Origin of the sequence: Streptomyces flaveolus, assembly GCF_014648815.1 — a bacterium.
GTDB classification, from domain to species: domain Bacteria; phylum Actinomycetota; class Actinomycetes; order Streptomycetales; family Streptomycetaceae; genus Streptomyces; species Streptomyces flaveolus.
This window is the reverse complement of record NZ_BMRV01000013.1, coordinates 223,264-247,818: the sequence shown is the minus strand read 5'-3', so window position 1 is coordinate 247,818 and position 24,555 is coordinate 223,264. Positions and strand designations below refer to the sequence as shown.

22 protein-coding genes are annotated in these 24,555 nt (G+C 71.8%); 14 read left to right on the top strand and 8 right to left on the bottom strand.

All coding sequences use genetic code 11. The annotated features are described in order from the left end of the window. The 4 genes from IEZ05_RS27785 to IEZ05_RS27770 form a co-directional block, all read left to right on the top strand. On the top strand, positions 1-1,057 hold a 1,057-nt coding region (locus tag IEZ05_RS27785), incomplete at its 5' end, for a lactate utilization protein B (protein ID WP_189232994.1). Beyond that, positions 1,054-1,713 carry a LutC/YkgG family protein gene (locus IEZ05_RS27780; RefSeq protein WP_189232993.1) on the top strand — a complete coding sequence of 220 codons (660 nt, stop codon included), beginning with the start codon at positions 1,054-1,056 and terminating at the stop codon, positions 1,711-1,713. The genes IEZ05_RS27785 and IEZ05_RS27780, both read left to right, overlap by 4 nt. 91 nt (positions 1,714-1,804) lie before the next feature. Then, a complete protein-coding gene (locus IEZ05_RS27775; RefSeq protein ID WP_229869896.1) occupies positions 1,805-2,641 on the top strand; it encodes an endonuclease/exonuclease/phosphatase family protein in 837 nt (278 codons plus the stop codon). Between the two features lie 29 nt (positions 2,642-2,670). Beyond that, positions 2,671-3,243: a chloramphenicol phosphotransferase CPT family protein gene (locus IEZ05_RS27770; RefSeq protein ID WP_189232992.1), complete on the top strand. Its 573-nt coding sequence runs from the start codon at positions 2,671-2,673 to the stop codon at positions 3,241-3,243. 22 nt (positions 3,244-3,265) lie between these two features. On the opposite strand, the gene IEZ05_RS27765 is transcribed toward IEZ05_RS27770, so the two are convergent. Then, positions 3,266-4,330, bottom strand: coding sequence for an aldo/keto reductase (locus IEZ05_RS27765; RefSeq protein ID WP_189232991.1), 1,065 nt, complete (start codon positions 4,328-4,330; stop codon positions 3,266-3,268). A gap of 172 nt (positions 4,331-4,502) precedes the next feature. Here IEZ05_RS27765 and IEZ05_RS27760 point away from each other — a divergent pair, with 172 nt between their 5' ends. The 3 genes from IEZ05_RS27760 (at position 4,503) to IEZ05_RS27750 (ending at position 7,045) form a co-directional block, all read left to right on the top strand. Beyond that, positions 4,503-5,174, top strand: a complete 672-nt coding sequence (locus tag IEZ05_RS27760; RefSeq protein ID WP_189232990.1) for a dienelactone hydrolase family protein — start codon at positions 4,503-4,505, stop codon at positions 5,172-5,174. A gap of 69 nt (positions 5,175-5,243) precedes the next feature. Continuing rightward, positions 5,244-5,912 (top strand): phosphoribosyltransferase, encoded by a 669-nt coding sequence (locus IEZ05_RS27755; protein ID WP_189232989.1) that lies wholly within the window; start codon positions 5,244-5,246, stop codon positions 5,910-5,912. 89 nt (positions 5,913-6,001) lie between these two features. Then, positions 6,002-7,045, top strand: a complete 1,044-nt coding sequence (locus IEZ05_RS27750; protein WP_189232988.1) for a TerC family protein — start codon at positions 6,002-6,004, stop codon at positions 7,043-7,045. 227 nt (positions 7,046-7,272) lie between these two features. Here IEZ05_RS27750 and IEZ05_RS27745 read toward each other — a convergent pair whose 3' ends face one another. Next, positions 7,273-8,058: an IclR family transcriptional regulator gene (locus tag IEZ05_RS27745; RefSeq protein ID WP_189232987.1), complete on the bottom strand. Its 786-nt coding sequence runs from the start codon at positions 8,056-8,058 to the stop codon at positions 7,273-7,275. Positions 8,059-8,197: 139 nt separating this feature from the next. Here IEZ05_RS27745 and hutH point away from each other — a divergent pair, with 139 nt between their 5' ends. Together hutH and IEZ05_RS27735 are read left to right on the top strand one after the other, a co-directional pair. Further along, on the top strand, positions 8,198-9,733 hold the full coding sequence (gene hutH, locus IEZ05_RS27740; RefSeq protein ID WP_189232986.1) for a histidine ammonia-lyase: 1,536 nt from the start codon (positions 8,198-8,200) through the stop codon (positions 9,731-9,733). Between the two features lie 76 nt (positions 9,734-9,809). Continuing rightward, complete coding sequence (locus tag IEZ05_RS27735) at positions 9,810-10,382, top strand: HutD/Ves family protein (protein ID WP_189232985.1); 573 nt, start codon at positions 9,810-9,812, stop codon at positions 10,380-10,382. 105 nt (positions 10,383-10,487) lie between these two features. On the opposite strand, the gene hutG is transcribed toward IEZ05_RS27735, so the two are convergent. Both hutG and hutU read right to left on the bottom strand, forming a co-directional pair. After that, positions 10,488-11,477: a formimidoylglutamase gene (gene hutG, locus IEZ05_RS27730; RefSeq protein ID WP_229869890.1), complete on the bottom strand. Its 990-nt coding sequence runs from the start codon at positions 11,475-11,477 to the stop codon at positions 10,488-10,490. Beyond that, the gene (gene hutU / locus IEZ05_RS27725) at positions 11,474-13,159 is read right to left on the bottom strand and encodes a urocanate hydratase (RefSeq protein WP_189232984.1); all 1,686 of its coding nucleotides are present in this window, start codon (positions 13,157-13,159) and stop codon (positions 11,474-11,476) included. Before hutU ends, hutG begins: the two co-directional genes overlap by 4 nt. 212 nt (positions 13,160-13,371) lie before the next feature. On the opposite strand from hutU, the gene hutC reads away from it, so the two are divergent. Further along, positions 13,372-14,121, top strand: a complete 750-nt coding sequence (hutC, locus tag IEZ05_RS27720; protein WP_229869889.1) for a histidine utilization repressor — start codon at positions 13,372-13,374, stop codon at positions 14,119-14,121. Between the two features lie 4 nt (positions 14,122-14,125). On the opposite strand, the gene IEZ05_RS27715 is transcribed toward hutC, so the two are convergent. Then, positions 14,126-14,983, bottom strand: a complete 858-nt coding sequence (locus tag IEZ05_RS27715; protein WP_189232982.1) for an IclR family transcriptional regulator — start codon at positions 14,981-14,983, stop codon at positions 14,126-14,128. A gap of 146 nt (positions 14,984-15,129) precedes the next feature. On the opposite strand from IEZ05_RS27715, the gene IEZ05_RS27710 reads away from it, so the two are divergent. Then, positions 15,130-16,584, top strand: a complete 1,455-nt coding sequence (locus IEZ05_RS27710) for an amino acid permease (RefSeq protein ID WP_229869888.1) — start codon at positions 15,130-15,132, stop codon at positions 16,582-16,584. A 188-nt stretch (positions 16,585-16,772) separates the two neighbouring features. Here IEZ05_RS27710 and IEZ05_RS27705 read toward each other — a convergent pair whose 3' ends face one another. Further along, the gene (locus IEZ05_RS27705) at positions 16,773-17,897 is read right to left on the bottom strand and encodes an MFS transporter (RefSeq protein WP_229869895.1); all 1,125 of its coding nucleotides are present in this window, start codon (positions 17,895-17,897) and stop codon (positions 16,773-16,775) included. A 228-nt stretch (positions 17,898-18,125) separates the two neighbouring features. Here IEZ05_RS27705 and IEZ05_RS27700 point away from each other — a divergent pair, with 228 nt between their 5' ends. Then, positions 18,126-19,133, top strand: a complete 1,008-nt coding sequence (locus IEZ05_RS27700) for a DUF6215 domain-containing protein (RefSeq protein WP_189232980.1) — start codon at positions 18,126-18,128, stop codon at positions 19,131-19,133. Between the two features lie 315 nt (positions 19,134-19,448). Beyond that, a complete protein-coding gene (locus IEZ05_RS27695) occupies positions 19,449-21,212 on the top strand; it encodes a lysyl oxidase family protein (protein WP_189232979.1) in 1,764 nt (587 codons plus the stop codon). 80 nt (positions 21,213-21,292) lie between these two features. On the opposite strand, the gene IEZ05_RS27690 is transcribed toward IEZ05_RS27695, so the two are convergent. Beyond that, a complete protein-coding gene (locus tag IEZ05_RS27690; RefSeq protein ID WP_189232978.1) occupies positions 21,293-22,066 on the bottom strand; it encodes a class I SAM-dependent methyltransferase in 774 nt (257 codons plus the stop codon). 45 nt (positions 22,067-22,111) lie between these two features. Further along, complete coding sequence (locus IEZ05_RS27685; protein ID WP_189233013.1) at positions 22,112-23,737, bottom strand: multicopper oxidase family protein; 1,626 nt, start codon at positions 23,735-23,737, stop codon at positions 22,112-22,114. Positions 23,738-23,909: 172 nt separating this feature from the next. On the opposite strand from IEZ05_RS27685, the gene IEZ05_RS27680 reads away from it, so the two are divergent. Further along, on the top strand, positions 23,910-24,509 hold the full coding sequence (locus IEZ05_RS27680) for a DinB family protein (protein WP_189232977.1): 600 nt from the start codon (positions 23,910-23,912) through the stop codon (positions 24,507-24,509). Positions 24,510-24,555: the final 46 nt, after the last annotated feature.

The window sequence follows — 24,555 nt, the reverse complement described above, 5'->3', positions numbered from 1 at the left end:
CAACGAGGCGCTGGAGGCCCGGGGCATCCGCGCCTACGAGACCGATCTCGCGGAGCTGATCGTGCAGCTGGGCAGGGACCGGCCCTCGCACATCCTGGTGCCGGCGATCCACCGCAACCGGGGCGAGATCCGCGACATCTTCCGCTCCGAGATGGGCGCGTGGGGCCGCCCCGCCCCCGACGGTCTCACGGACACTCCTGGCGAGCTCGCCGAGGCGGCCCGGCTGCACCTGCGGGAGAAGTTCCTGCGCGCCAAGGTCGGCATCTCAGGCGCCAACTTCATGGTCGCCGAGACCGGCACACTGGTCGTCGTGGAGTCCGAGGGCAACGGCCGCATGTGCCTGACCCTGCCCGAGACCCTGATCTCCGTGGTCGGCATCGAGAAGGTGATCCCCACCTGGCGCGACCTCGAGGTCTTCCTCCAGCTCCTGCCCCGCTCCTCCACGGCCGAACGCATGAACCCGTACACGTCGATGTGGACGGGAACCACCGACGGCGACGGCCCGCGCACCTTCCACCTGGTCCTGCTGGACAACGGCCGCACCGACACCCTCGCCGACGAGGTCGGCCGCCAGGCGCTGCGCTGCATCCGCTGCTCGGCCTGCCTGAACGTCTGCCCGGTCTACGAGCGCGCCGGCGGACATGCCTACGGCTCGGTGTATCCGGGCCCGATCGGCGCCATCCTCAGCCCCCAACTGCGGGGCACCGGCAGCGACATCGACGCCTCCCTGCCGTACGCGTCCACGCTGTGCGGCGCCTGCTACGAGGTGTGCCCGGTCGCCATCGACATCCCCGAAGTCCTGGTCCACCTGCGGGAGAAGGTCGCCGACCAGGGCGGCAAGGGGCACCGGCTGGAGAGGGCCGCGATGAGGACGGCGACCTGGCTCCTCGACCACCCGGCCGCCCTCACCGCCGGCGAACGGCTCGCGTCCGGGACGCGCAAGCTGCATCCCAAGCGGCTCCCCGGACCCGGCGCGCGCCAATGGACCAACAGCCGTGATCTGCCGGACATGCCCGCCGAACCGTTCCGTGACTGGTGGAAGAAGAACCACGCATGACCCCTCCGTCCTCCTCCCGCGACCGTGTCCTCGGCCGCGTACGCAGAGCCCTCGCGGACGCGCCCGAGGCCCCCGAGGTCTCGCGCGACTACCTGGTCAGCCACACACCGGACGACCCCGGCGCGGTGCTCGATCTCCTCCACGAGAACCTCGCCGACTACCGGGCGGGCGTGCACCGCACCACCCGGCAGGGTCTGGCGGCACTGATCGGCGAGCTCCTCGCCGGCCACGGCGCGCGCAGCGTCGTCGTGCCGCCCGGCCTCCCCGGCGACTGGCTGGCCGCCTCCGACGCCCGGCAGCACTTCGACGAGGTCCCCCTGACCCCGGAGGAGCTCGACTCCGTCGACGCCGTGGTCACCGGCTGCGCCCTGGCCGTCGCGGAGACCGGCACCGTCGTCCTGGACGCCGGCCCGGGGCAGGGCCGGCGCGCCCTCACCCTCGTCCCCGACGTGCACATCTGCGTCGTCGACGCCCGCACCCAGGTCGTCGCCTCCCTCCCGCAGGCCCTGCCCCGCCTCGACCCCACCCGCCCGAGCACCTGGATCTCCGGCCCGTCCGCCACCAGCGACATCGAGCTGGACCGGGTGGAAGGCGTCCACGGGCCCCGGACCCTGGAGGTCGTGCTGGTGGTGGACCGACTGCCGCGGGGCGGGTGAACGACCGGAAGCCCATGTTGCCGGCCGGGTCCGTCGCCTAACCTCGTGCGTGGACCCGTCGGACCGCACGTGCGGGCACAGCGAGGAGGCGATCGTGCTCGGAAGGAACACCTGGTGGTTCGCGGGCGCGTTGGCGATCGCCTGCCTGCTGATCGTCGGCCGCAGCGCGCCGGGCGACGGCCCCGTCGCCGGGCCGCTGCGCGCCGACGCCGTCAAGGACGTCGTACCGAACCGGGTGATGACGTGGAACATCTGCAACCCCTGCGACGAGAGCAACGCCGACCGGGCGGCGGAGATCGCCGCGTACGCGCCGCAGGTCATAGGTCTGCAGGAGGCGTGTGTACGTGACGTCGAGAGGATCCGCGACTACCTGGAAGGCGTCCACGGGCTGGTCTACCACGTCGCGTACGGATCCGTACTGAACAACCGGGGACGCTGCGGCGGGTGGCCGTGGAATCCGGGGGCCTTCGGCCAGGCACTCCTGTCGGCGGCACCGATGACGGACCGCGTCAACGTGGAGTACCCCGACGGCGGTTCCGAGGACCGCGGGTACCTGGCCGTCACCACGACGGTGGGCGGCCGCTCCGTCCGGGTCTTCGACACGCACCTCGCCCAACGGCGTCAGGAAGCGGTCCGGGCCGGCCAGACCGCCGTACTCGCCGAGGCCGTCGCCCGCTACGACCGTGCCATCGTGCTCGGCGACTTCAACGCGGTGCCGGACACCCCCGAACTCGACCCGTTCCGGGAACTGGCCGCGGACGCGGATCCCGGTTGCCGTCCCTCGCCCGTCGGCACCTGCCGGCCGACCACCGACTGGGAGAGCAAGTTCGACTACGTCTTCCTGCGGGGCATCGTCCCGCTCCGGCACCGCGTGCACCCGACGCCGCACTCGGACCACCACCTGGTGCTCGCCGACCTGCGCACGTGACCCGACCGGCCGTCTGGCATCATGCCCGGATGACGCCAGGCCGGATCATCTTCCTCAACGGCACGTCCAGTTCGGGCAAGTCGAGCATCGCCCGCGAGCTGCTCGACGTCCTCGACGACGGGGTCTTCTTCCACCTGGCGGTGGACGGCTTCAACGCGATGCGCACCAAGCGTGCCCTCGACGACGAGGAACTCGACACGGCGCTGCGCCGGACCAGGATGGGCTTTCACCGCTCCGTCGCGGCCATGGCCGAGGTGGGCAACGACGTCATCGTCGACCATGTGCTCAGCGAGCCGTGGCGGCTGCTCGACTGCCTGTCGGTGCTGCCCCCCGAGCGCGTGCTGTTCGTGGGCGTCCACTGTCCGCCGGAGGAACTCACGCGCCGGGAGCGGGCGCGCGGCGACCGCCCGGTGGGCCTCGCCGCGCTCCAGTACGACCTCGTCCACCGGCACGGCGACTACGACCTGGAGTGCGACACCAGTACCGCGACTCCGCGGGAATGCGCCGAGCGGATCAAGAGCTTCCTTCCGCACCTTCCCCGGCGCACCGCCTTCGCCCGCCTGCGCGACCGTCACACGGCGGGCAGCGCCGCTGCCGGGTGACGACGTCGGGCACCGGGACGGCTCACGGGACGAGGGATCCCGCGGCCGCACGTTCCCCGGCCGGGCGCCTGCGCCGGGCGGACTCGGTGAGCGACGGCGGCTGCCAGACGCCGTCGGCCCGGTAGAGATCGGTGCCGGGGGCCACGATCTCGTCGATCCGGTCGAGCACCGCGTCGTCGAGCAGCAGGTCGGCTCCCTTGAGCAGGGCGGTGAGCTGGTCCATGGTGCGCGGCCCGGTGATCACCGAGGTGACGGCGGGGTGGACCAGTACGAAGGCGACGGCGAGTTCCGGCAGCGTACAGCCCACCTCGTCGGCCAGGGCGACGAACTGCTCGACGGCCGCGAGCTTCGCCGCGTTGCCCGGTACGGCGGGGTCGAAGCGGTGCGGAGTGAGCTTGGCGCGGCCGGTGGTGAGGTCGACGTGCCGGCCCTCGCGGTAGGCGCCGGACAGGAATCCCGAGGCGAGCGGTGACCAGGTCAGCACGCCCATGCCGAGGCGCTGCGCGGTGGGCAGTACGGACCGTTCGATGCCGCGCGCGAGCAGCGAGTACGGCGGCTGTTCCGTGCGCAGCCGCATCAGCCCGCGGCGTTCCGCCACGTGATGGGCCTCGACGAGGTCCTCCGCGGGGAACGTGGAGCAGCCGAACGTCCGGATCTTGCCCGCCCGCACCAGGTCGCCGAGGACGGACAGCGTCTCCTCGATGTCGGTGGTGTGGTCGGGACGGTGCACCTGGTAGAGGTCGATCCAGTCCGTGTCCAGGCGCCGCAGACTGTCCTCGACGGCCTTGAGGATCCAGCGGCGTGAATTGCCGCTGCGGTTGCGCCCCTCCGTCAGCGGAAAGTGGACCTTGGTGGCGAGCACGACGTCGTCACGCCTGCCCTTGAGCGCCTTGCCGACGATCTCCTCGCTCTCGCCGGCCGAGTACATGTCGGCGGTGTCCACGAAGTTGATGCCGGCGTCGAGCGCGGCGTGGATGATCCGCGCGCCGTCCTCGTGGTCGGGATTGCCGACGGCGCCGAACATCATGGTGCCGAGGCAGTGGGTACTGACCTCGATACCGGTCTTGCCGAGAACTCGATAGCGCATGCCGGTGCTCCGTCGTCGGTGGGGCGGATGGGAGCGTCACTCTAGGACTTGGAGTGCACTCGACAGCAAGGGAACGGGCCCGCGGATCGGGCGACACCGGGGATACGGAGCCGCACGGCCGGGGTACCCGGACCTCCCGGCCCTCGGACAGCCTCAGGGGAGATGAACAGCCATGGCGTCCGAAACCGTGAAGGTGCCCTCGCACCGCGCCACCCTGGACGGCGATCTCACCGTGCCCCCCGGCGCGCGGGGCATGGTCCTGTTCGCGCACGGCAGCGGCAGCTCACGGCTCAGCCCCCGTAACCGCGCGGTCGCCGCCGGTCTGCGCGGAGCGGGGTTCGGGACGCTGCTGCTGGACCTCCTGACACAGGACGAGGAGCGCGAGGACAACGCCACGGCCCGGCATCGCTTCGACGTCGCCCTGCTGGCCCGGCGCCTGGCGGATGCCGTGGACTGGCTGGGAGGCAGGCCGGACACGGCCGATCTGCCCGTCGGTCTGTTCGGGGCGAGCACGGGTGCGGCGGCCGCCCTGCTGGCGGCGGCGGAGCGGCCCGCGGCGGTGTTCGCCGTGGTGTCCCGGGGAGGCAGGCCGGACCTGGCGGGCGATGCCCTTCCCCTGGTCGCCGCACCGGTCCTGCTCGTCGTCGGGGGCAGCGACCAGACGGTGCTCGATCTCAATCGTGAGGCTGCCCGGCGGCTCGCGCCGTTCCACCGGATCCACGTCGTCCCGGGCGCCACCCATCTTTTCCCCGAGCCCGGCGCCCTGGAAGAGGTCACCGAAGTCGCCGCCGCCTGGTTCCGTGACCGGCTGAGCGAAGGAGCCGGCGGCGACCGCTCCGGCTGACACCGCGCGGGCCCGGACGCGGCGGTGTCCGTTCCGTTCCCACCGGGGGAGAGAGGCAGGCATCAGGTCATGCGATTCCACAATCGCCGGGTGGCCGGCCAGGAACTCGGGCTGCGGCTCGCGGAGTGGGCGTCCGACGGCGAGCTGCCCCGTGCCGTCGTCCTCGCACTGCCTCGCGGTGGCGTGCCGGTGGCCGCCGAAGTCGCCCGGGCACTCGGGGCGCCGATGGACGTGCTCGTGGTACGCAAGATCGGTCTTCCCGGCAGGCCGGAGACGGGCATCGGCGCGGTCGTGGGCGACGACCCACCCCTGTTCGACCAGCGGGCCCTGGAACTGCTCGGCATCAGCGAGGACCGCCTCGTCCAGGACGTGGCCCGGGAGCGCGCGGAACTGGGACGCCGCGCCCTGCTCTACCGGGGCGACCGGTCCACGCCCGACGTGGAGGGCCGCACCGTGGTCCTCGTCGACGACGGCCTGGCCACCGGTGCCACCGCACGCGCCGCCCTCCGTCACCTCCGACGGCTGAACCCGGCCCGGCTGATCCTCGCCGTTCCCGTCGGTGCCCCCGAGGCCGCCGCCGAGATGCGCGCGGAAGCCGACGACGTCGTGTGCCTCCGGCAGCCGCCGGACTTCCTCGCCGTCGGCGTCTGGTACGACGACTTCGAGCAGGTGAGCGACGAGGAGGTCATCGACATCCTGAACACACACAGGGCGGCCTCGTCCCCCGGCTCGTACTGAGGTCCTTCCCTCGCGGTGCCGCTCATGGCCCGGTGCCGCACACTCGGTAAGAGGGGGGCTCTGTCCGCACGGAACGTCGCGAGGTCCGCATGCTCGATGTGCCGTTCTGGCTCTGGGGAGCGTTCGCCGCCACCGTGGTCGTATCGCTCACCGTCGACCTGCTGGCCCACCGCCGCGAACACGTCATCGGGTTCAAGGAGGCAGCCGCGTGGAGCGGACTGTGGGTGGGACTCGCCCTGGTCTTCGGCGCGGTCGTCTTCCTCGTCCTCGGCGGGACGGCCGGCACGGAGTACACCACCGCCTGGCTGCTGGAGAAGAGTCTGTCGGTCGACAACCTCTTCGTGTTCGCCCTGATCTTCGCCTATTTCAAGGTGCCCCGCGCCTATCAGCACCGCGTCCTGTTCTTCGGCGTCATCGGCGCCCTGGTGTTCCGTGGCATCTTCCTCGCCGCCGGTGTGGCGGTGGTCAGCCGCTTCACCGCCGTCCTGTTCGCCTTCGCCGCCATCCTCTTCTACAGCACCTACAAGATTCTCAAGGGGGAGGACGAGAGCTTCGATCCGGGCAAGAGCTTCGCCGTCCGCCTGCTGCGCAGGATCATTCCGGTGCGGGACGAATACGCGGGCGCGAAATTCTTCGTCAAGGAAGCCGGCAAGCACGTGGCGACTCCGCTGCTGGCCGTGGTCGCCGCGATCGAGGCCGCCGACCTGATCTTCGCCGTGGACAGCGTCCCGGCCGTGCTCGCGGTCAGTGACGACGCCTTCATCGTCTACACGAGCAACGCCTTCGCCATTCTGGGGCTGCGTGCCCTGTACTTCATGCTGTCGGGGCTGCTGGACCGGTTCCACTACCTGAGCACGGGCCTGGCGATCATCCTCGCCTTCATCGGGGTGAAACTCGTCCTTCAGGCGTCCCACAAGATCTTCAGCACCTCCGTGCCGGAGATCCCCTCTCCCGTGAGCCTGGCCGTGATCGTCGTGGTCCTGGCGGCTTCGGTCATCCTGAGCCTGCGACGCCCCGCCGAGGCCACCGGCCACGAACCCGACGACGATTCCCAGGCGCCCCGCCCCGGAACGCCGCATGGCACGTCGACCGACCCCGATCCGCCGCGCGAGCCACCCGCCCGGGAGCACTAGAGCACAGAAGAACACAAAGCGACACATAGGGCTTTTCAGGACTTTACTTCCGCTTTACGGTGGAGACATGACCAGTCGCACAGGTGAGACCAAGCCGCCGGACGAACAGGTCTGTCCGGTATGCCACCACCCCGTTCACAGCGAGATCAGACGGCACAAGAGTCTCGGAATCTACGTTCCCCGCTGGTACCCGGGTCAGTGCCACAACCCCGACTGCGCCGCGGCAGTCACCGCCCCGGCCCGTTCCGCACGGCGGTGACGCCGCCCACGCGGCGGGTCAGCTCCCGCGCCGTCTGCGCCACGTGAGCCGCGATCCGGTCGCGTTCCGACGCGTCGGCCGACTCACCGGGGAAGGTGACGGACACGCCCGCGATCGGATGGGCGTGGTGGTCCAGCACAGGCGCGGCGACGGACGAGAGGCCGGGGGTGACCTCACCCTCCTCCGTCGCGTATCCCCGGCGCCGCACCTGGGCCAGCAGGCCCCGCAGGGCCGTCAGCGACGCGGGACCGACGCCGTGCCGCAGCACGAAGGCGGACCGGTCCGGGAAGATCGCCCGCACCTGCGCGGGCGGCAACAGTGCCAGCACCGCCCGGCCGCTGGCGGTCAGGTGGGCCGGCAGCCGCACCCCCACCTCGCTGACTAGCGGCGCCCGGCCCGGAGCGCGCTCCTCGATGACGTAGATGACCTCGCGGCCGTGCAGCACGGCGAGGTTGGCGTTGTGCCCGGTACGGTCCACCAGCGTGGCCAGCGGCACCCGCGCCAGCCGCTGGAACGGCGCCTGGCGCTCGTACCCGGAGGCGAGCTCGAAGGCGCTGACGCCGAGGCCGTAGCGCCGCTCCTCCGGCAGATGGACCACGAAGCCCTCGGCGGCCAGGGTGTCGAGCAGATGGTAGGTCGTCGAGCGGGGCAGCCCCACGTCGCGGCTGATGGCGGCCGCGGGCACCGGTGCGGCCTGCCGCGCCAGATAGCGCAGCACGGCCAGCACCTGCGCGGCGGCCGGGACGATGCTCATGGGGCGAGAGTAGACCAGAGGCGAGGCCGACCAAGCGTCTGGGATCCCAGACATTCACCGGCGACAATGTCTTGGATCCCAGACACTACTGATCCACAACCTCTCGCACACCCCCGCCCGCCTGCGGCTTCATAGGGGCATGACCGTTGTTGTTGGTGTCGGCGCGCTCTCCGCCGACGAAGTCGTGTCCGTCGCCCGTTTCGGTACCCCGGTGGCACTGGCCCCGGAGGCGCTCAAGGAAATCGTCCGCAGTCGCGAGGTCATCCAGGCCCTCGCCGACGACGCCAAGCCCCATTACGGCGTCTCCACCGGTTTCGGCGCCCTGGCCACTCGTCACATCCCCACCGAACTGCGTGCCCAGCTCCAGCGCAGCCTGGTGCGCTCGCACGCCGCGGGCTCGGGCCCCGAGGTCGAGCGCGAGGTGGTCCGCGCGCTGATGCTGCTGCGCCTGTCCACCCTCGCCACGGGCCGTACGGGCGTACGGACGCAGACCGCGGAGGCGTACGCCGCGCTGCTGAACGCCGGCATCACCCCGGTCGTCCACGAGTACGGCTCGCTCGGCTGCTCCGGCGACCTCGCCCCCCTCGCCCACTGCGCGCTCGCCGTCATGGGCGAGGGCGAGGTCCGCACGGCCGACGGCGTGCGGAGGCCCGCCGCCGAGGCGCTCGCCGACGCGGGCATCACCCCGGTCGTGCTGGAGGAGAAGGAGGGTCTCGCCCTCATCAACGGCACCGACGGCATGCTCGGCATGCTCGTCCTCGCCGCCCACGACCTGCGCCTCCTGCTGCGCACGGCCGACATCGCCGTCGCGATGAGCGTCGAGGGCCAGCTCGGCACCGACGCCGTGTTCGCCGCCGACCTCCAGGCGCTGCGCCCGCACCCCGGCCAGGGCGACAGCGCCGGCAACCTGCGCGCCCTGCTCGCCGACTCGGCGATCGTCGCCAGCCACAAGGGGCCCGAGTGCACCCGCGTGCAGGACGCGTACTCGCTGCGCTGCTCGCCGCAGGTCCACGGCACGGCCCGCGACACCCTCACCCACGCCGAGCTGGTCGCCTCCCGCGAGCTGGCCAGTGCCGTCGACAACCCCGTCGTCACCCTCGACGGCCGGGTGGAGAGCAACGGCAACTTCCACGGCGCCCCCGTGGCCGCCGTGCTCGACTTCCTGGCCATCTCGGTCGCCGATCTCGCCTCGATCTCCGAGCGGCGCACGGACCGGTTCCTCGACCCCGCGCGCAACCGCGGCCTCAACGCCTTCCTGGCCGACGACCCGGGCGTGGACTCCGGCCACATGATCGCGCAGTACACGCAGGCCGCGATCGTCTCCGAGCTCAAGCGGCTCGCCGTACCGGCCTCCACCGACTCGATCCCCTCCAGCGCCATGCAGGAGGACCACGTCTCCATGGGCTGGTCCGCCGCCCGCAAGCTGCGCCGGGCCGTCGACGGACTCGGCCGCGTCCTCGCGGTGGAGATCTACACCGCCGCCCGCGCGCTCGACCTGCGGGCCCCGCTGAGCCCGGCGCCGGCCACCGCCGCGGTCCGCGACGGGCTGCGCGAGACGGTCGACGGTCCCGGCACCGACCGCTGGCTCGCCCCCGAGATCGAGGCGACCGTCCAGTACGTCACCTCCGGCCGCGCCCTGGCCGCCGCTGAGTCGGTCACCGGCCCACTGGTCTGACCAGGTCGACGTCCACACCTCCCGGGCCCGCGGGCCCGGGAGGTTTCCGGCTTTTCGAGACGTGAGAAGGCACCACATGGCACCACAGATTCTGCGGGCGTCGGAGCGGACACCCGCGCCGTGGAAGAACGGCGGCGGCGTGACGTCGGAGGTCGCCGTCCACCCGGAGGGCGCGGGGAGCGACGACTTCGCGTGGCGGGTCAGCGTCGCCGATGTCGCGGACAGCGGACCGTTCTCCGCGTTCGACGGCGTCGAAAGGATCATCACCGTCGTCGACGGGCCGGGCATGGCGCTGACGGTCGACGGGACCCCGCACGTGGTGGACGCCCGGTACGAGCCCTTCGCCTTCCCCGGTGACGCGGTCACGGAGTGCCGGCTGCTCGACGGGCCGATCGTCGACTTCAACGTGATGGTGCGGCGCGGCCGCACGACGGCGCGCGTCCGCGTCGAGCGCGCGCACACCTCCGTACGACCCGGCGCCGGGACCCGCGTCCTCGCGATCGTCCTGGAGGGGACGGCACTGCTGCACGGGGCGTCCGTCCTCCTCGGCCGTTTCGACGCCGTCCTGTTCTCCGACGAGGACCGCGACACCATCGGCGTCGACGGGGTCCTCGCGGTCGTCGACCTCGTCGACCGGTCCGGTCACTGACCGGACCGTCCCGTCGCAAGAGCCGCGGCCGCCAGGCCGCGGCTCTTCGCGTCTCACGACCTGGCGGCCTGCTGTGGGCGGGCCGGATGCACGCCCGCGGGGATGTCACGCCCGGGCGGTCACCATGCGGTGGATCAGGCGGGCGCCGACGCGGGCCGTACGCCGGTCCACGTCGAACTCCGGGTTCAGCTCGGCGATGTCGCAGACCGCGAGCCTGCCGCTCGCCGCCACCCGGGCGCAGACCCGCTCGATGACGTCCATGGGCACGCCGTACGCGGCGGGGGCGCTGACGCCCGGTGCGACGGCGGCGGGCAGCACGTCGAGGTCGATGCTCAGGTGCACCACGTCGCAGCTCGCGAGGAACTCGTCGACGAACTGCTCGGTGCGTGCCAGGTCGAGCAGGCCGCACTCGGTGTCCGGCAGATGGCGGACCCCGAGCGAGTCGGCGGTGCGGAACAGCCGCTCCGTGTTGCTCGGCTGACTCACGCCCAGCACCCAGTAGTTGAAGTCCCGGCCCTGCCGCGCCTCGCTCTGCGCCATCTGCAGGAAGGGCGTGCCGGAGCTGGGCCGGACGTCGTCGCGCAGGTCGAAGTGCGCGTCGAGGTTGAGCACCCCGAGCCGGCCGCCCTCACGCACCGCCCGCGTCTGCGCCAGCCCGATGTAGCTGCCGTACGCGACCTCGTGGCCGCCGCCCAGCACCATCACCGGGTGACCGCGGTCGACGAGCGCGGCCACCGCGCCGCCCAGGCGCTGCTGGCCCGTCTCCAGGTCGTCCTCGCCGTCCCCGGCGACCTCGACGTCGCCCGCGTCGAGCGCCCGCAGCGGCTTCGGCAGCGCCATGGACGCGAGGGCGCCGCGCAGGGCGTCCGGGCCGTTCGCGGCGCCTGGCCGGCCCTTGTTGCGGCGCACCCCCTCGTCGCTGCGGAAACCGACGAAGGCGACGTCCCCCGGGGCCGCCTGAGCCGGGTCGAGGTGCACGGCGTGGTGCCAGCGCAGGTTGTCGGCGCCGGGGCCGTCGTCCCGTCCGCTCCAGGGCGCGGCCGGGACGTCCACGCGGACGTGCGGGGCTTCCCTGCCCGTGGTCACGGCACTCACGCGGCGCCGCCCTCGGTCTCCGCCATCGGGATGCGCACACCGCGCTCCTTCGCCACCGTGGTGGCGTGCTCGTAGCCGGCGTCCACGTGCCGGATGACGCCCATGCCCGGGTCGTTGGTCAGGACGCGGGCGAGCTTCTGCGCCGCGAGCTCGGTGCCGTCGGCGATGCAGACCTGGCCGGCGTGGATGGAGCGGCCCATGCCGACGCCGCCGCCGTGGTGGATGGAGACCCAGGAGGCCCCGGAGGAGGTGTTCACGAGGGCGTTGAGCAGCGGCCAGTCGGCGATGGCGTCGGAGCCGTCGAGCATCGACTCGGTCTCGCGGTAGGGCGAGGCCACGGAGCCGGAGTCGAGGTGGTCGCGGCCGATGGCGACGGGCGCGGACAGTTCGCCGGAGGCGACCATCTCGTTGAAGCGCAGACCGGCGCGGTGCCGCTCGCCGTAACCCAGCCAGCAGATGCGGGCGGGCAGTCCCTCGAACGCGACGCGCTCGCCGGCCATCTTCAGCCAGCGGTGCAGGTGCTCGTTCTCCGGGAAGAGCTCCATGATGGCCTTGTCGGTGGCCTCGATGTCCTTGGGGTCACCGGAGAGGGCAGCCCAGCGGAACGGGCCGAGGCCCTCCTCGAACAGGGGCCGGATGTGGGCCGGCACGAAGCCGGGGAAGTCGAACGCCCGCCGGTAGCCGGCCTTGCGGGCCTCGTCGCGGATCGAGTTGCCGTAGTCGAAGACCTCGGCGCCGGCGTCGAGGAAGCCGACCATGGCCTCGACGTGCCGGGCCATGGACGCGCGGGCGCGCTCGGTGAAGCCGGCGGGGTCCTTGCGGGCCTGCTCGTGCCACTCCTCCAGGCGCACGCCGACCGGGAGGTAGGACAGCGGGTCGTGGGCGCTGGTCTGGTCGGTGACGATGTCGATGGGCGCGCCCCGCTCCAGCAGCTCGGGGAAGACCTCGGCGGCGTTGCCGGTCAGGCCGATGGAGAGCGGCTTGCGCTGGTCGCGGGCCTCGACGGCGAGGCGCAGGGCGTGGTCCAGGTCGTCGGCGGCGACGTCGAGGTAGCGGTGGGCGATCCGGCGCTCGATGCGGGACGGGTCGCAGTCGACGCAGAGGGCCACGCCGTCGTTCATGGTGACGGCGAGCGGCTGGGCGCCGCCCATCCCGCCGAGGCCCGCGGTGAGGGTGATGGTGCCGGCCAGGCTGCCGCCGAACTTCTTGCGGGCGACGGCGCCGAAGGTCTCGTAGGTGCCCTGGAGGATGCCCTGGCTGCCGATGTAGATCCACGAACCGGCCGTCATCTGGCCGTACATGGTGAGTCCCCGGGCCTCCAGCGACCGGAACTCCTCCCAGTTGGCCCAGTCGCCGACCAGGTTGGAGTTGGCCAGCAGCACGCGCGGCGCCCACTCGCTGGTGCGCATCACGCCGACGGGCTTGCCGGACTGCACCAGCAGCGTCTCGTCGTCCTTCAGCGTCTTCAGCGTGCGGACGATGGCGTCGTAGGCCTCCCGGTTGCGGGCGGCCTTCCCGGTGCCGCCGTAGACGACGAGGTCCTCGGGGTGCTCGGCGACCTCGGGGTCGAGGTTGTTCATGAGCATCCGCAGGGCGCCTTCCTGCTGCCAGCCGAGGCAGTTCAGTCCGGTACCGCGCGGGGCGCGGACGGTGCCCGGCGCCGCGGGGGAAACGCTGGTCATGGGGACTCCTCACAAAGGGTCGAGCCGTTGTCCCGCCATGACACGGCAGCGGCGGACACGGAACCAGCGGCGCCCGGCGGGTTTCTCGGATCCGAGACCCTTCCCGGCGTGAGACGGCGCCGGCTCACTCGCGAACGGGCCCTCCCTTAGGATTTCCAGCGGATACGAGGCAGCCAGTGCGGCGGAGGACGAGGACGGTGGGCGGCTTGGTCGTGGATCCAGCGGAGCTCGGCCGGTTGTACGAGCAGCGCACGGCCGGCTCCGTTCCCGCGTACCGGCGCGTCAAGGACCTCGTCGCCGAGCGGATCGCCGGCGGTCACTGGCGTGAGGACGACGCGCTGCCGTCGGAGAGCCAGTTCGTGGAGGCGCTCGGCCTGTCCCGGATGACGGTCAACCGCGCCCTGCGCGAGCTGGCCGCCGAGGGCGTCATCCGGCGGGTCATGGGGGTCGGCAGTTTCGTCGCCCCGAAGAAGGCCAGCTCCGCGCTGCTCGAGGTGCACAACATCGCCGACGAGGTACGCCACCGCGGCCACCGCTACGAGGCCCGTGTGCTGTCCGTGCGCGAGGAGCGGGCCGACGAGAAGACCGGCGCGCACCTCGGTCTCGGCGAGGGGGAGCCGGTCTTCCGCTCCCGGGTGGTCCACTACGAGGACGGGGTGGCGATCCAGCTCGAGGACCGCTACGTCGTTCCGGCGTTCGCGCCCGGCTATCTGGAGCAGGACTTCACCCGGCAGACGCCGTTCACCTTCCTGTCCAAGGTCGCGCCGCTGGGCAAGGGCGAGCACATCGTGGAGGCGGTGCTGGCCTCGCCGGAGGAGTGCGCGATCCTCGGTGTCGAGCCGTCCGAGCCCTGCCTGCTGATCCAGCGCCGCACCTGGTCGCGGGACGCGCTGGTCAGCATCGCGCGGCTGCTGCACCCCGGTTCGCGTTACCGCCTCGAGGGCGCGTTCGCGACGCACTGACGCTTCACGCGGCGGCCGGCCCCGCCGCCGTGGCCGGCGCGTGGCCCGAGACGGCCGCGGTGAGCCGGGCGGCACCGTGCCGCAGGACGTCCCGCACCTGGGCCGCGTCGTGCCGGCAGTGGTGGCGGCGCCAGGTGGTGCTGATCGCCGCGACGGGCCGCCCGTTGTGGTCGAACGCCGCCACCCCCATCGAGCAGAACCCCCTGGTCACCAGTTCGACCTCCTGGGACCAGCCGCGCTCCCGTTCCCGGGCCAGCTCGCCGGCCAGCGCCGGCAGCGTCCGCGGGCCCCTGCCCGTGCGGGAGGTGAGGTCGCCCGGCCGGGGGAACAGCGCCCGCAGCTGTGCCTCGGAGGTGTGGGCGAGGATGGCGCGGCCGTTGGCCGTGAGGTGGGCCGGCAGGCGCACGCCGATGTCGGTGACGAGGGCGATGTCGATGTCGCCGGTCCGGCCCGCGGGCGGCCGTTCCTTGAGCAGGTAGACCGTCTCCGCGCCGTGCAGGATCCCCAGGTGCACCGTCTGGCCGAGGCGGCTCGCGAGCGTGTGCAGGAGGGGACGGGCGAGCAGTTCCAGGGGCTCGTGCCGCAGATAGGCGGAGCCCACCTCGAAGGAGGTGACGCCCAGCCCGTACGCCTGCTCCGCCGGTACGTAGGTGACGAAGCCGCGGTCGGCCAGGACCTTGAGGATGTGGTACGCCGACGACCGCGGAACTCCCAGGTCGCGGGCGAGGGTTGCGGCCTGGACCAGCCCGGGGCGCCCGGCGAGGTACACCAGCATGTCCAGCGCCCGGCCGACGGCCGGTGACGCGCTCGACGACGCGTTCGACGGCGCCGGCGTGCTCGGCGCCGGCTCGCGTTCACTCATCGGACCACCCCTTGACGCTCCTGTATAGACAGGAATATACAGGCCGTCGTCCCCGCCGCGAGCTCGGACGACGGACCGGCGGGGATCGACACGGAAAACGGTCCGTCGCACCTTCCGGCGCACACCCCGAAGAGGGAGACACTCGTTTGCGTACCGACACCACCGGTCTGAGCCGCGGGCTCCGCTCCCGGCACATCCGCTTCATGGCCCTCGGTTCCGCCATCGGCACGGGGCTCTTCTACGGCTCGTCCGAGTCCATCCAGGCCGGTGGGCCCGCCGTCCTCCTCGCCTATCTGATCGGCGGAGCGGCCGTCTTCCTCGTGCTGCGGTCCCTCGGCGAGATGGCCGTGGCCTCGCCGAGCGCCGGCTCCTTCGGCGAGTACGCGACCAGGCACCTCGGCCCGCTCGCCGGGTTCACCACGGGCTGGACGTACGCCTTCGAGATGGTCATCGTCTGCGTCGCGGACATCACCGCGGTCGGCGTCTACATGGGCTTCTGGTTCCCCGACGTGCCCCGCTGGATCTGGGTGCTGGCCGCCGTCCTGCTCATCGGCGCGCTCAACCTCGTCAGCGTCAAGGTCTTCGGCGAGCTGGAGTTCTGGCTGTCCCTGGTGAAGATCGTGGCCATCGTCGCGATGATCCTCGTCGGCATCGCCGTGATCGCCTTCGGTCTCGGCAGCGGCGACGGCCACGTCGGCCTGTCGAACCTGTGGAGCCACGGCGGCTTCTTCGCCGGCGGCGCCGACGGCTTCGTGATGTCGTTCGCCGTGGTCATGTTCGCCTTCGGCGGCACGGAGATCATCGGCGTCACGGCCGGCGAGGCCGAGTCGCCGGAGAAGACCATCCCCAGCGCGGTCAACTCCATCCCGCTGCGCATCATCCTCTTCTACGTGCTGACCCTCGCGGTGATCATGTCGATCACCCCCTGGCAGGACATCGACGCGTCGGGCAGCCCCTTCGTCGAGATCTTCGCCGGCGTCGGACTCAAGTCCGCGGCCGCCGTCCTCAACCTCGTCGTCCTCACCGCCGCCCTGTCCGCGATCAACAGCGACATCTTCGCCGCGGGCCGCACGATGTTCGGTCTGGCGGAGCGGCGCCAGGGCCCCGCGGTCATGCTGCGGGTCACCCGCAACGGCGTGCCGTGGGTGACCACCCTCGTCATGATCGGGGCCCTGCTCCTCGGCGTGCTGATGAACGTCCTCATGCCCGGCAGGATCTTCCTGATCATCTCCTCGATCGCGACCTTCGCCACCGTCTGGGTATGGCTGATGATCCTCCTGACCCATGTCAGGGCGCGCAGGACGATGTCCGCCGAGGAGCGGGCGTCGCTGACGTTCCCCGCCCCCTTCTGGCCCTACGGCCAGATCGCCGCCATCGTCTTCATGGCCGCGGTCATGGTGCTGCTCGCCTTCGACGGGAGCACCCGGATCGCCCTGGTCGTCGGCGCGGTGTGGCTGGCGCTCCTCGGAGGCGTCCACGCCCTCTGGGTCCGGCCGCGGCATCCGGACGCACAGCCGGAATCCGCCGCGGAGAAGACGGCCGGCGCGACCCCGGACGGTGACGGGGCCGGTCTGGAGGAGCCGGCCCGCGCACCGCGATGACGCCGCGGGGAAGGCAGGACGGCCGAGCCCGTTCGGCAGCCGAGCCGGGGATTTCCGGACCGGTGTGAGCGCTGTCGCGGTGACACCGGCGCTCCGCGATCGCGACTCGGCCAAGGCCGCGTCGCTCACCGAAGTCGTATCGGAGCCGCTGCTGCTGCGGGAGTTCCCCGGGCCCAGAGGTTGAAGGTCTACTCGGCGGATCCCGTCTCCGGCCGCAGCAGCCTCCCGCCGAGCAGGACCGCGCAGGCCCCGACGGTCAGCAGTGCGCCGGCGAGGAAGGTGCCCCGCACGTCGGCGAGCGGCAGAACCAGCCCTCCGAGCGCGGCGCCCGCCGCGATGCCGGCGTTGTAGGCCCCGGAGTTCGCCGCGAGGGCGAGGTCCGTACGGCCGGGTGCGCACCGCAGCATCTCGTTCTGGGTGGTCATGAACACCGGACCCAGCGCACCGCCGACCATCATCACGAACACCACCGCCGCCACCGGATCGGAGCCGGCCGCGTACAGGCCGAGCATGCCCACCGCCTGCGTGGCCACGGCAGTGGCCAGGGCGGCGTGCGGGAAGCGGTCCAGCAGGACTCCGGTGATGCTCACCCCGGCCAGGCACGCGGCACCGAAGGCCACGAGCAGGGCGCTGACCGTGCTCGGGGAGAACCCGCTGACGTCGCCGAGGAACTTCACGATGTACGTGTATCCCGTGAACGCCCCTGTGGCGGACAGGGCTCCGGCCGCCAGCACGACCCCGAACCGTCGGGCGTCGGGACCGGTCCCGTAGGCGGCGGGCTCCTCTTCCGGACGTGAGGTCGGCAGCAATGCGGCGATCGTCACCAGGCAGACGGCGCCGAGGGCCGCCGGCACGGCGACCGGCACCGGCCAGCCGCTCTGCCGCCCCAGCCAGCTTCCGGCGGGCACACCGAGGACGAGGGCGAGCGAACCGGCGACGGACAGGGCGCCGACCACACGCCCACGGATCACGGGCGCGAACAGGCCCACCGCGACCGGCCCCATCACGGCCCAGAACAGCGCCTGGGCGAGCGCGGTCAGCAGCCGCGCCCCGAGGAGTACCCAATACGACGTGGCCAGCGCCGCGACCAGGCTGGACACGACCAGCGCGGCCAGCAGTCCGGTGAGCACATGACGGCGGGGCACCGCCCGCATCACGTGCGCGAGCGGCAGTGAGGCGACGGCCACCGTCACGCCGTACCCGGTGACCAGAAGACCCACTGCTGACACCGACACGCGCAGGCTGTCGGCGATGAGTTCCAGGAGGCCGATCGGCAGGTTCTCGGCCGTGTTGAAGGTGAAGGCGGCCAGCATCAGGGCGGCGAGCACCGCCGCCCGGTGCCACGGAGCCGGGTGCCTCCCGGCGGTACGGTCCGCACCGCCCGGTCGCGCCCGCCGCCTCTGCTCCGTGGCACCGTCCATGCGAGTACCTCACCGGACTCCCAGGCTCTGCCGCAACCGCATTCGCACGCTACACACCCGTGACCCGGAACTGTGGCTTCCGTCACAGCCAGGCGTGATCTTGCCTGGTGAGATCACCGGATGCTCGGTTTCCTCATCCGTCTCCTGCCCTTCTGGGTCCGGGAGCCTCTGCTCATCGTGGTCGGGTCCGTCTTCGGCGTGCGCATCATGTATCTCGCCGTCCGCGACGCGGAATGGGTGCCGGCCGCGATCGGCACGGCGTTCCTGGTGTTCACCGCGATACGGGTCCACACGGTGGTCCAGGCCCTGCGCGCCCGCCGGAACCCGAGCCCGGCGGCCTCCGCGGACGGGGTGGTGGCCCACGCTGCCGCACAGCCGCAGCCGCAGCCGCAGGCTGTGGTGCAGCGTCCCACCCCGCCGACGCCGGAGAAGGAACCCAACGCGTGGGGCCAGGCCGTCGCCGCCGTGGCCGTGTTCGCGGCACTCGGGGCCGCGCTGTGGCTGGGCCCGGAACTGATGCCCGACGACGACAACAGCACGCCGCGGGCCGCCTCGTGTTCGAGCGGGGAAGGCGAGGAGCTGCCGAGTGCCTACGAGAGGACACCCCGGGCTGTGACCGGCGAGGAGCTGTGCAAGGCGCTCAACCGGTCCGACTTGGCCCAGCTCCTCGGAACGCCCGCGGAGTCCGCGACCGTGGCCTCCGGCACCAGCAACACCGCTCCCCTCACCGACGGGAAGATCGCCCAGCCGGAGGCCGAGGTCCAGTTCGACACCTACACCGTGAACGTCTCGGCCACGTACAACGAGCTGTCGATCGCCCAGTACGTGAAACTGATGAAGTTCGGTGAGGAGACGGACGTCAAGACGCTCGCGGTCCTCGGCCGGCCCGCGGTCTTCTCCTCGGACCACACCATGAGGATCGAGATCAATCTCGGGGGCGGCGGATCCGGCGGGCCGGTCGAGCAGGGCCCCCTGGCCAGAACGCTGTCCGTGGCCTTCGATGGGAAGGACCGGGGCGGGTTCTACGACATCACCGTGTGGAGCACGTCCGGAGCCCTCCCGGACGACAGCGCCCTCCTCGCCATCGCCGAGAAGGTCCTGCCGACGATCCCCGAACGCACCGTGTGATGAGGGGGTCGGGGTTCACGGCACGCGCGTCGGCTCCGGCGGTCCGTGAGAGCCGGCCGGCCGCAGTCAATATCAGAAGTCCTGTCACCAGGTGGGCGCTCGCCCGGAAAATGACCCGATTTCCTCCGCAACGGAGTTATCCGGCCAACATCCCGCCGGTTCCGACCTGCGGACAACCGAGCGTCGGGTCCGTTCCTCTCACAGCGCGGGCACAGCAAGTGCCCCCCACAGGGCCGGCCCTGCGGCTGTCCTCGCCGACACGTCGTGCCGCCCGCCGCCTGTCTCCTTCTCACAGCACCGGAGGACGAGGGAACGATGACCAGAACGCGCACCACCCGGCTGCGGCGTCCGCTGCTCGCAGGTACCACGGCCGTCGCCGCCCTGGCCGTGACGGCCGGGCTCGTGGCCGCCACGTCGGAGCCGGCGAAGGCCGCGACAGGGCCCAAGCTGAGCCTCATCGCCGCGACCAACTCGATCACGCTCACCTCCTGGAAGGAGGACCCGGGCGTCTACCTCGACCTCGGCACCTACCTCACCGCCGAGGGGACGCCGCTGGAGCTGAAGGTGACCCGGAAGTCCTACAAGGACCCGGTGACCATCACCCAGACCGTGTACGAGGGCGGCAAGGCCAAGACCAAGACGCTGCCCAAGGGCACGGTGAAGGACTTCTCCGGCCTGCCCGGCTTCGCGGAGATCACGGTCACCGACAAGGCGGGCAAGAAGGTCCTCAGCCGGACCGAGGACTTCTGCCCGAACAACGCCAGCGGCCGGGTGCGCCCCGACGCGCCCGCCACCTCCAAGTATCCGGAGAGCTGCCCCACCAATGCGTTCACCCTCGGTTCGGTGTGGGGCGTCGAGAAGGGCTGGGCGGCCAACACCTACGCGGGTTCCTACAGCAACCCGATCAAGCTGGCGGCCGGTACGTACACCGCCAAGGTCGGCGTCGCCAAGAAGTACCGCGACCTGTTCGGCATCGCCGACAAGCCGGCCACGGTGAAGGTGACCGTGGAAGAGCGGAGCTACGAGGACGAGGAGGGCGTCGCCGCGCGGGCCTCCCGCTCCGCGCAGTCCGCCGAGGCCGGCGAGCACACCGGGCACGGAGCCGGCCACCAGGCGCCGTCCGGGCACGCGGGCCACGGCCCGGGACACGCCCCGACGCCCGCCCAGGCCGCCGCGCCGGTGACGAGCGGCGCGGGCCCCTCGTACAACGTGGGCCACGGACCGCTGAAGGCGGCGCCTCCGGCCCTGCCCTGGGCGGTGAAGAAGGAGCAGGCCGCACGCGCGACACGGATCGGCGACACGGGCGGGCAGACCGACGGCTCGCGCAGGGCGCCGGCGCTGAAGCCGCTGTCGAAGCGGCCCGTCGGCAAGACCTCCGTCCCGGACGTTCCCAAGCCCGACCTGCGCTCGCTGCCGGCCTACGGGATCGTCATCAGCGATGGCGAGGAGAACATCCCCGGCAAGGACTACCTGGCCTTCAGCGCCAACGTGTGGAACGCCGGTCCGGCGCAGCTGGTGGTGGACGGCTTCCGTTCGCCCGGCAAGGCCAAGATGGACGCCTACCAGTACTTCTACGACGCCAAGGGCAAGCAGGTCGGCTACACCCCGACCGGCACCATGGAATGGGACCCGCGCCCGGGCCATGTGCACTGGCACTTCACCGACTTCGCCAGCTACCGGCTGCTGAAGGCGGACAAGAAGGAGGCCGTGCGCAGCGGCAAGGAGGCCTTCTGCCTGGCCAACACCGACGCGGTCGACTACACGGTGAAGAACGCCAACTGGCACCCCTTCAACACCGACCTCTCGACCGCCTGCGGCCAGGAGAACTCGATCTCCGTCCGTGAGGTGCTGGACGTCGGCTCCGGCGACACGTACACCCAGGACCTGCCGGGCCAGTCCTTCGACATCACCCAGGTGCCCAACGGCACCTACTACATCCAGGTTCTGGCCAACCCGGAGAAGCGGCTGAAGGAGACCAACCTCGACAACAACAGCGCACTCCGCAAGATCGTGCTCGGCGGCAAGCCGGGCAAGCGGACGGTGACCGTGCCGGCGCACGACCTGGTGAACGCGAACTGACCGGACGCCGGGCAGAGCACTGACGCGGACCACAGGGCCGGCGACCACATGCAGTGGCCGCCGGCCCCACGCGTGACCGGCTAGTCGGCCGAGCCGGTGGCCGACGCCGGTACCTCGAGCACGAAGAACAGGAAGGTCGCTGTGGTCGAGAGGTCGTGGAAGCCGTCGGGGAACAGTTCACGGGCGGCCGGGTCGGGCTGCGGCTCGCTGACGACGGAAAGCCGGAACCCGGCGCCGGTGAAGGCATCGACCATCGCGTGCAACGGCTTGCGCCAGAACTTCATCGGGAAGGACTGCCCGTTGAACGTCCAGTCGAAGGTGTAGCTGGTGGTCGCGAAGTAGTCCGGCCGGGGCTCCTGGAACGTGTAGGCCACGAGGGGATGGTCCACCGACGCGATCAGCCGGCCGCCGGGCCCGAGCACTCGCCGCATCTCGGCCAGCGCCGGCCCCCAGTCCTCCAGGTAGTGCAGGACGAGGGAGGCGACCACGTCGTCGAACGCGCCGTCGTCGAACGGCAGCCGGTCGCTCAGGTCGGCCATGTGCAGGGCCACGCCGTCACCGAGCCGCCGCCTGGCCAGCGCCAGCATCCGGGCGCTGGCGTCGATGCCCGTGACGACGGCGCCGCGGTCGCGCAGGGCGGCGGACAGGGGGCCCGAGCCGCAGCCGGCGTCCAGGATGCGACGGCCGGCGACGTCCCCCGCGAGGGCCAGCATCGCGGGCCGTGCGTAGTACGCGTTGACGAGGTTGTTCTCAGTCTCCGCCGCGTACAGCTCGGCGAAACGGTCGTAGTCGTTCGCCCGGCCCTCGTCTCCGGGCCGGGCGGGGCTCTCGGGCACGTCGGTCAATCGCTCCATCGCCGCAGCCTAGTGGCGCCGCCGCCCTGAGCGACCGGGTACGGCCTATCGGCGGTATCCCAGTACCGTCATCATGCCGCTCTCCGAGTGGTACTGGTTGTGGCAGTGCAGCATCCACAGACCCGGGTTGTCGGCGTCGAAGTCGAGCACCAGTTTGCGGTGCGGGAGGACCACCGCGGTGTCCTTGCGCGCGCCCACGCCGTCCAGTCCGGTGATGGCGAAGGTGTGCCCGTGCAGGTGCATCGGATGCCACATGTCCGTGGCGTTGATGAGGGTGAGCCGTACCCGTTCACCCGCGCGCACCGCACGGCGCTGCTGCACGGAGTAGGCCTGGTGGTCGAACCCCCAGTCGAACCTCTCCATGCCGCCGGTGATCCGGATGCGCATCTCGCGGTCGGGTTCACGGTCGTCCAGGGCCACGGAGTCGTCGGGCACGAGACGGCGTGCGGGGACGGTCCGGCCGTCGAGTTCGTCCGGGTGGGCGTCGGCAGGGGGCAGGTTCCTGGTCCCTTTGCCGGTGCGCAGGACGGCGAGGGCCCTGCCCTTCTTGCCCTCGGGCAGCGCGACCAGGGGGAAGACGCCGTCCCGGGCGGTGATCAGGACGTCGTACCGCTCCGCCATACCGACGAGAAGGGCATGGGTCCGCGTGTGCTTCACCGGATAGCCGTCGGTATGGGTGACCGTCATCTCGTGGTCGCCCAGCGCGACCCGGAAGGCCGTTTCGGCGCCGGCGTTGATGATGCGCAGCCGGATACGGTCGCCGGGGCGGCAGCGGAACACCTCGGGATGACCGGGCAGGCGCCCGTTGACCAGGTGCCAGGGGTGGGCGACGCTGCCGCCCTCGCCGTGCAGCATGCGGCTGTGCGAGGTGCGCAGCACGCGCGAGGGGCCCGCGGGTTTCCCCGTCGGCGAGGGGAACGCCGTCGCCGGCCGGCTGGGGCTCCCGCCGCGGCCCGGGCCCATGGCCATGTGGCCCCCGTCCGCGGAGCCGGCGGGCCTGAGCTGGTCCAGAACCTCCTCGGGGGTGGAACCCTCGACACCGTCGAGCCAGTCGTCCAGGACCACGACCCACTCCTCGTCGTAGGACAGGGGTTCTCGCGGGTCGTCGACGACGAGCGGCGCGTACAGGGCCCGGTCGGCCTGCACCCCGACGTGGGAGTGGAGCAGGTACGTTCCCGGCTGCCCAACGGTGAAGCGGTAGCGGAAATCGGACCCGGGACGGATCGCCGCCTGGGTGAGGCCCGGCACGCCGTCCATGTCGCAGCGCAGCCGCACCCCGTGACAGTGCAGCGTGGTGCTGGCGGGCAGCCGGTTGGCGAGCGTCAGGTCGAGCACGTCGCCGGCGGTGACCCGCACCAGGGGTCCCGGCAGCTTTCCGTCGTACGCCCAGCTCGGCACGGACCGCCCGCCGAGGTCCAGTGTCGCCTCGGCGGCGGTGAGCCGGTACGTGCGCACCGGGCCGGCCCCGCGTTTCCGCTCGGCCGCGAGGACTTCCGGGTCGGACGGATTGACGTAACCCGGGGGCCCGGCCGGGACGAACGCAGCCCCGCCGACCGCTTTTTGAGGGCCGTGGCCCGGGGCGGAGCCGGAGTCCGTGCAGGCAGCCAGGAGGCCCGCGCCGGCAGCGGCGAACGGGGCGCGGAGCAGGACACGCCGAGAAGGTCTGAACATGTCTGCATCAGACATGCCGGATGATCAAACAGCCCGTCGGTGCGGCCGAACGCGTGATGCGGCGGGTGCGAATTCCACCGGCAGGCGGACCGTCGCGGCGATCGGTGCCGGGCAGCCTGTCGGTTCGCCGCTTTCGATCGAACAGGGAGCGCGTGAGCGGCAGACTGGCCCCATGACCTCATCAGATGCCAAGGCCGACCTTCACTTCTACCTGCAGTCCGCCCGCGACGCGCTGCTGTGGAAGCTCGAAGGGCTCCCGGAGTACGACATCCGCCGCCCGCTGACGCCGACGGGCACCAACCTCCTGGGTCTGGTGAAGCACGTGGCCAGCATGGAGCTGGGCTACCTCGGCGACGTCTTCGGGAGGCCGTCCGGCGAGGCGCTGCCCTGGATGGACGAGGGCGCCGAGCCCAACGCGGACATGTGGGCGACGCCCGAGGAGTCGCGCGAGGACATCGTGGAGCTGTACCGCAGGTCGTGGGCCCACGCGGACGCGACGATCGACGCGCTGGCGCTGGACACCGTCGGCAAGGTGCCGTGGTGGCCCAGCGGCAAGGCGGAGGTGACGCTGCATCATGCCGTGATACGCATGATCGCCGAGACGCACCGGCACGCCGGGCACGCCGACATCGTCCGCGAACTCGTGGACGGGGACGTCGGGGAGCGCAAGGGCAACGACAGCATGGCGCCGGGCGGCCAGGCGTGGTGGGAGGACTACCGGAACCGGCTCGAGCGTGCGGCTCAGGAGGCCGACCGGGCTCATCGACGCTGAGAGCGGCGAGGAGCGGCGAGTGCCGCACCGGAGGACCGGCCGTGGA

Bases quoted from the DNA above. Each gene is read 5' to 3' on its own strand.
- IEZ05_RS27780 (WP_189232993.1), top strand. From the start codon at position 1,054: ATGACCCCTCCGTCCTCCTCCCGCGACCGTGTCCTCGGCCGCGTACGC.
- IEZ05_RS27770 (WP_189232992.1), top strand. From the start codon at position 2,671: ATGACGCCAGGCCGGATCATCTTCCTCAACGGCACGTCCAGTTCGGGC.
- IEZ05_RS27765 (WP_189232991.1), bottom strand. From the start codon at position 4,330: ATGCGCTATCGAGTTCTCGGCAAGACCGGTATCGAGGTCAGTACCCAC.
- IEZ05_RS27760 (WP_189232990.1), top strand. From the start codon at position 4,503: ATGGCGTCCGAAACCGTGAAGGTGCCCTCGCACCGCGCCACCCTGGAC.
- IEZ05_RS27755 (WP_189232989.1), top strand. From the start codon at position 5,244: ATGCGATTCCACAATCGCCGGGTGGCCGGCCAGGAACTCGGGCTGCGG.
- IEZ05_RS27750 (WP_189232988.1), top strand. From the start codon at position 6,002: ATGCTCGATGTGCCGTTCTGGCTCTGGGGAGCGTTCGCCGCCACCGTG.
- IEZ05_RS27745 (WP_189232987.1), bottom strand. From the start codon at position 8,058: ATGAGCATCGTCCCGGCCGCCGCGCAGGTGCTGGCCGTGCTGCGCTAT.
- hutH (WP_189232986.1), top strand. From the start codon at position 8,198: ATGACCGTTGTTGTTGGTGTCGGCGCGCTCTCCGCCGACGAAGTCGTG.
- IEZ05_RS27735 (WP_189232985.1), top strand. From the start codon at position 9,810: ATGGCACCACAGATTCTGCGGGCGTCGGAGCGGACACCCGCGCCGTGG.
- hutU (WP_189232984.1), bottom strand. From the start codon at position 13,159: ATGACCAGCGTTTCCCCCGCGGCGCCGGGCACCGTCCGCGCCCCGCGC.
- IEZ05_RS27715 (WP_189232982.1), bottom strand. From the start codon at position 14,983: ATGAGTGAACGCGAGCCGGCGCCGAGCACGCCGGCGCCGTCGAACGCG.
- IEZ05_RS27705 (WP_229869895.1), bottom strand. From the start codon at position 17,897: ATGCTGGCCGCCTTCACCTTCAACACGGCCGAGAACCTGCCGATCGGC.
- IEZ05_RS27700 (WP_189232980.1), top strand. From the start codon at position 18,126: ATGCTCGGTTTCCTCATCCGTCTCCTGCCCTTCTGGGTCCGGGAGCCT.
- IEZ05_RS27695 (WP_189232979.1), top strand. From the start codon at position 19,449: ATGACCAGAACGCGCACCACCCGGCTGCGGCGTCCGCTGCTCGCAGGT.
- IEZ05_RS27690 (WP_189232978.1), bottom strand. From the start codon at position 22,066: ATGGAGCGATTGACCGACGTGCCCGAGAGCCCCGCCCGGCCCGGAGAC.
- IEZ05_RS27685 (WP_189233013.1), bottom strand. From the start codon at position 23,737: ATGTTCAGACCTTCTCGGCGTGTCCTGCTCCGCGCCCCGTTCGCCGCT.
- IEZ05_RS27680 (WP_189232977.1), top strand. From the start codon at position 23,910: ATGACCTCATCAGATGCCAAGGCCGACCTTCACTTCTACCTGCAGTCC.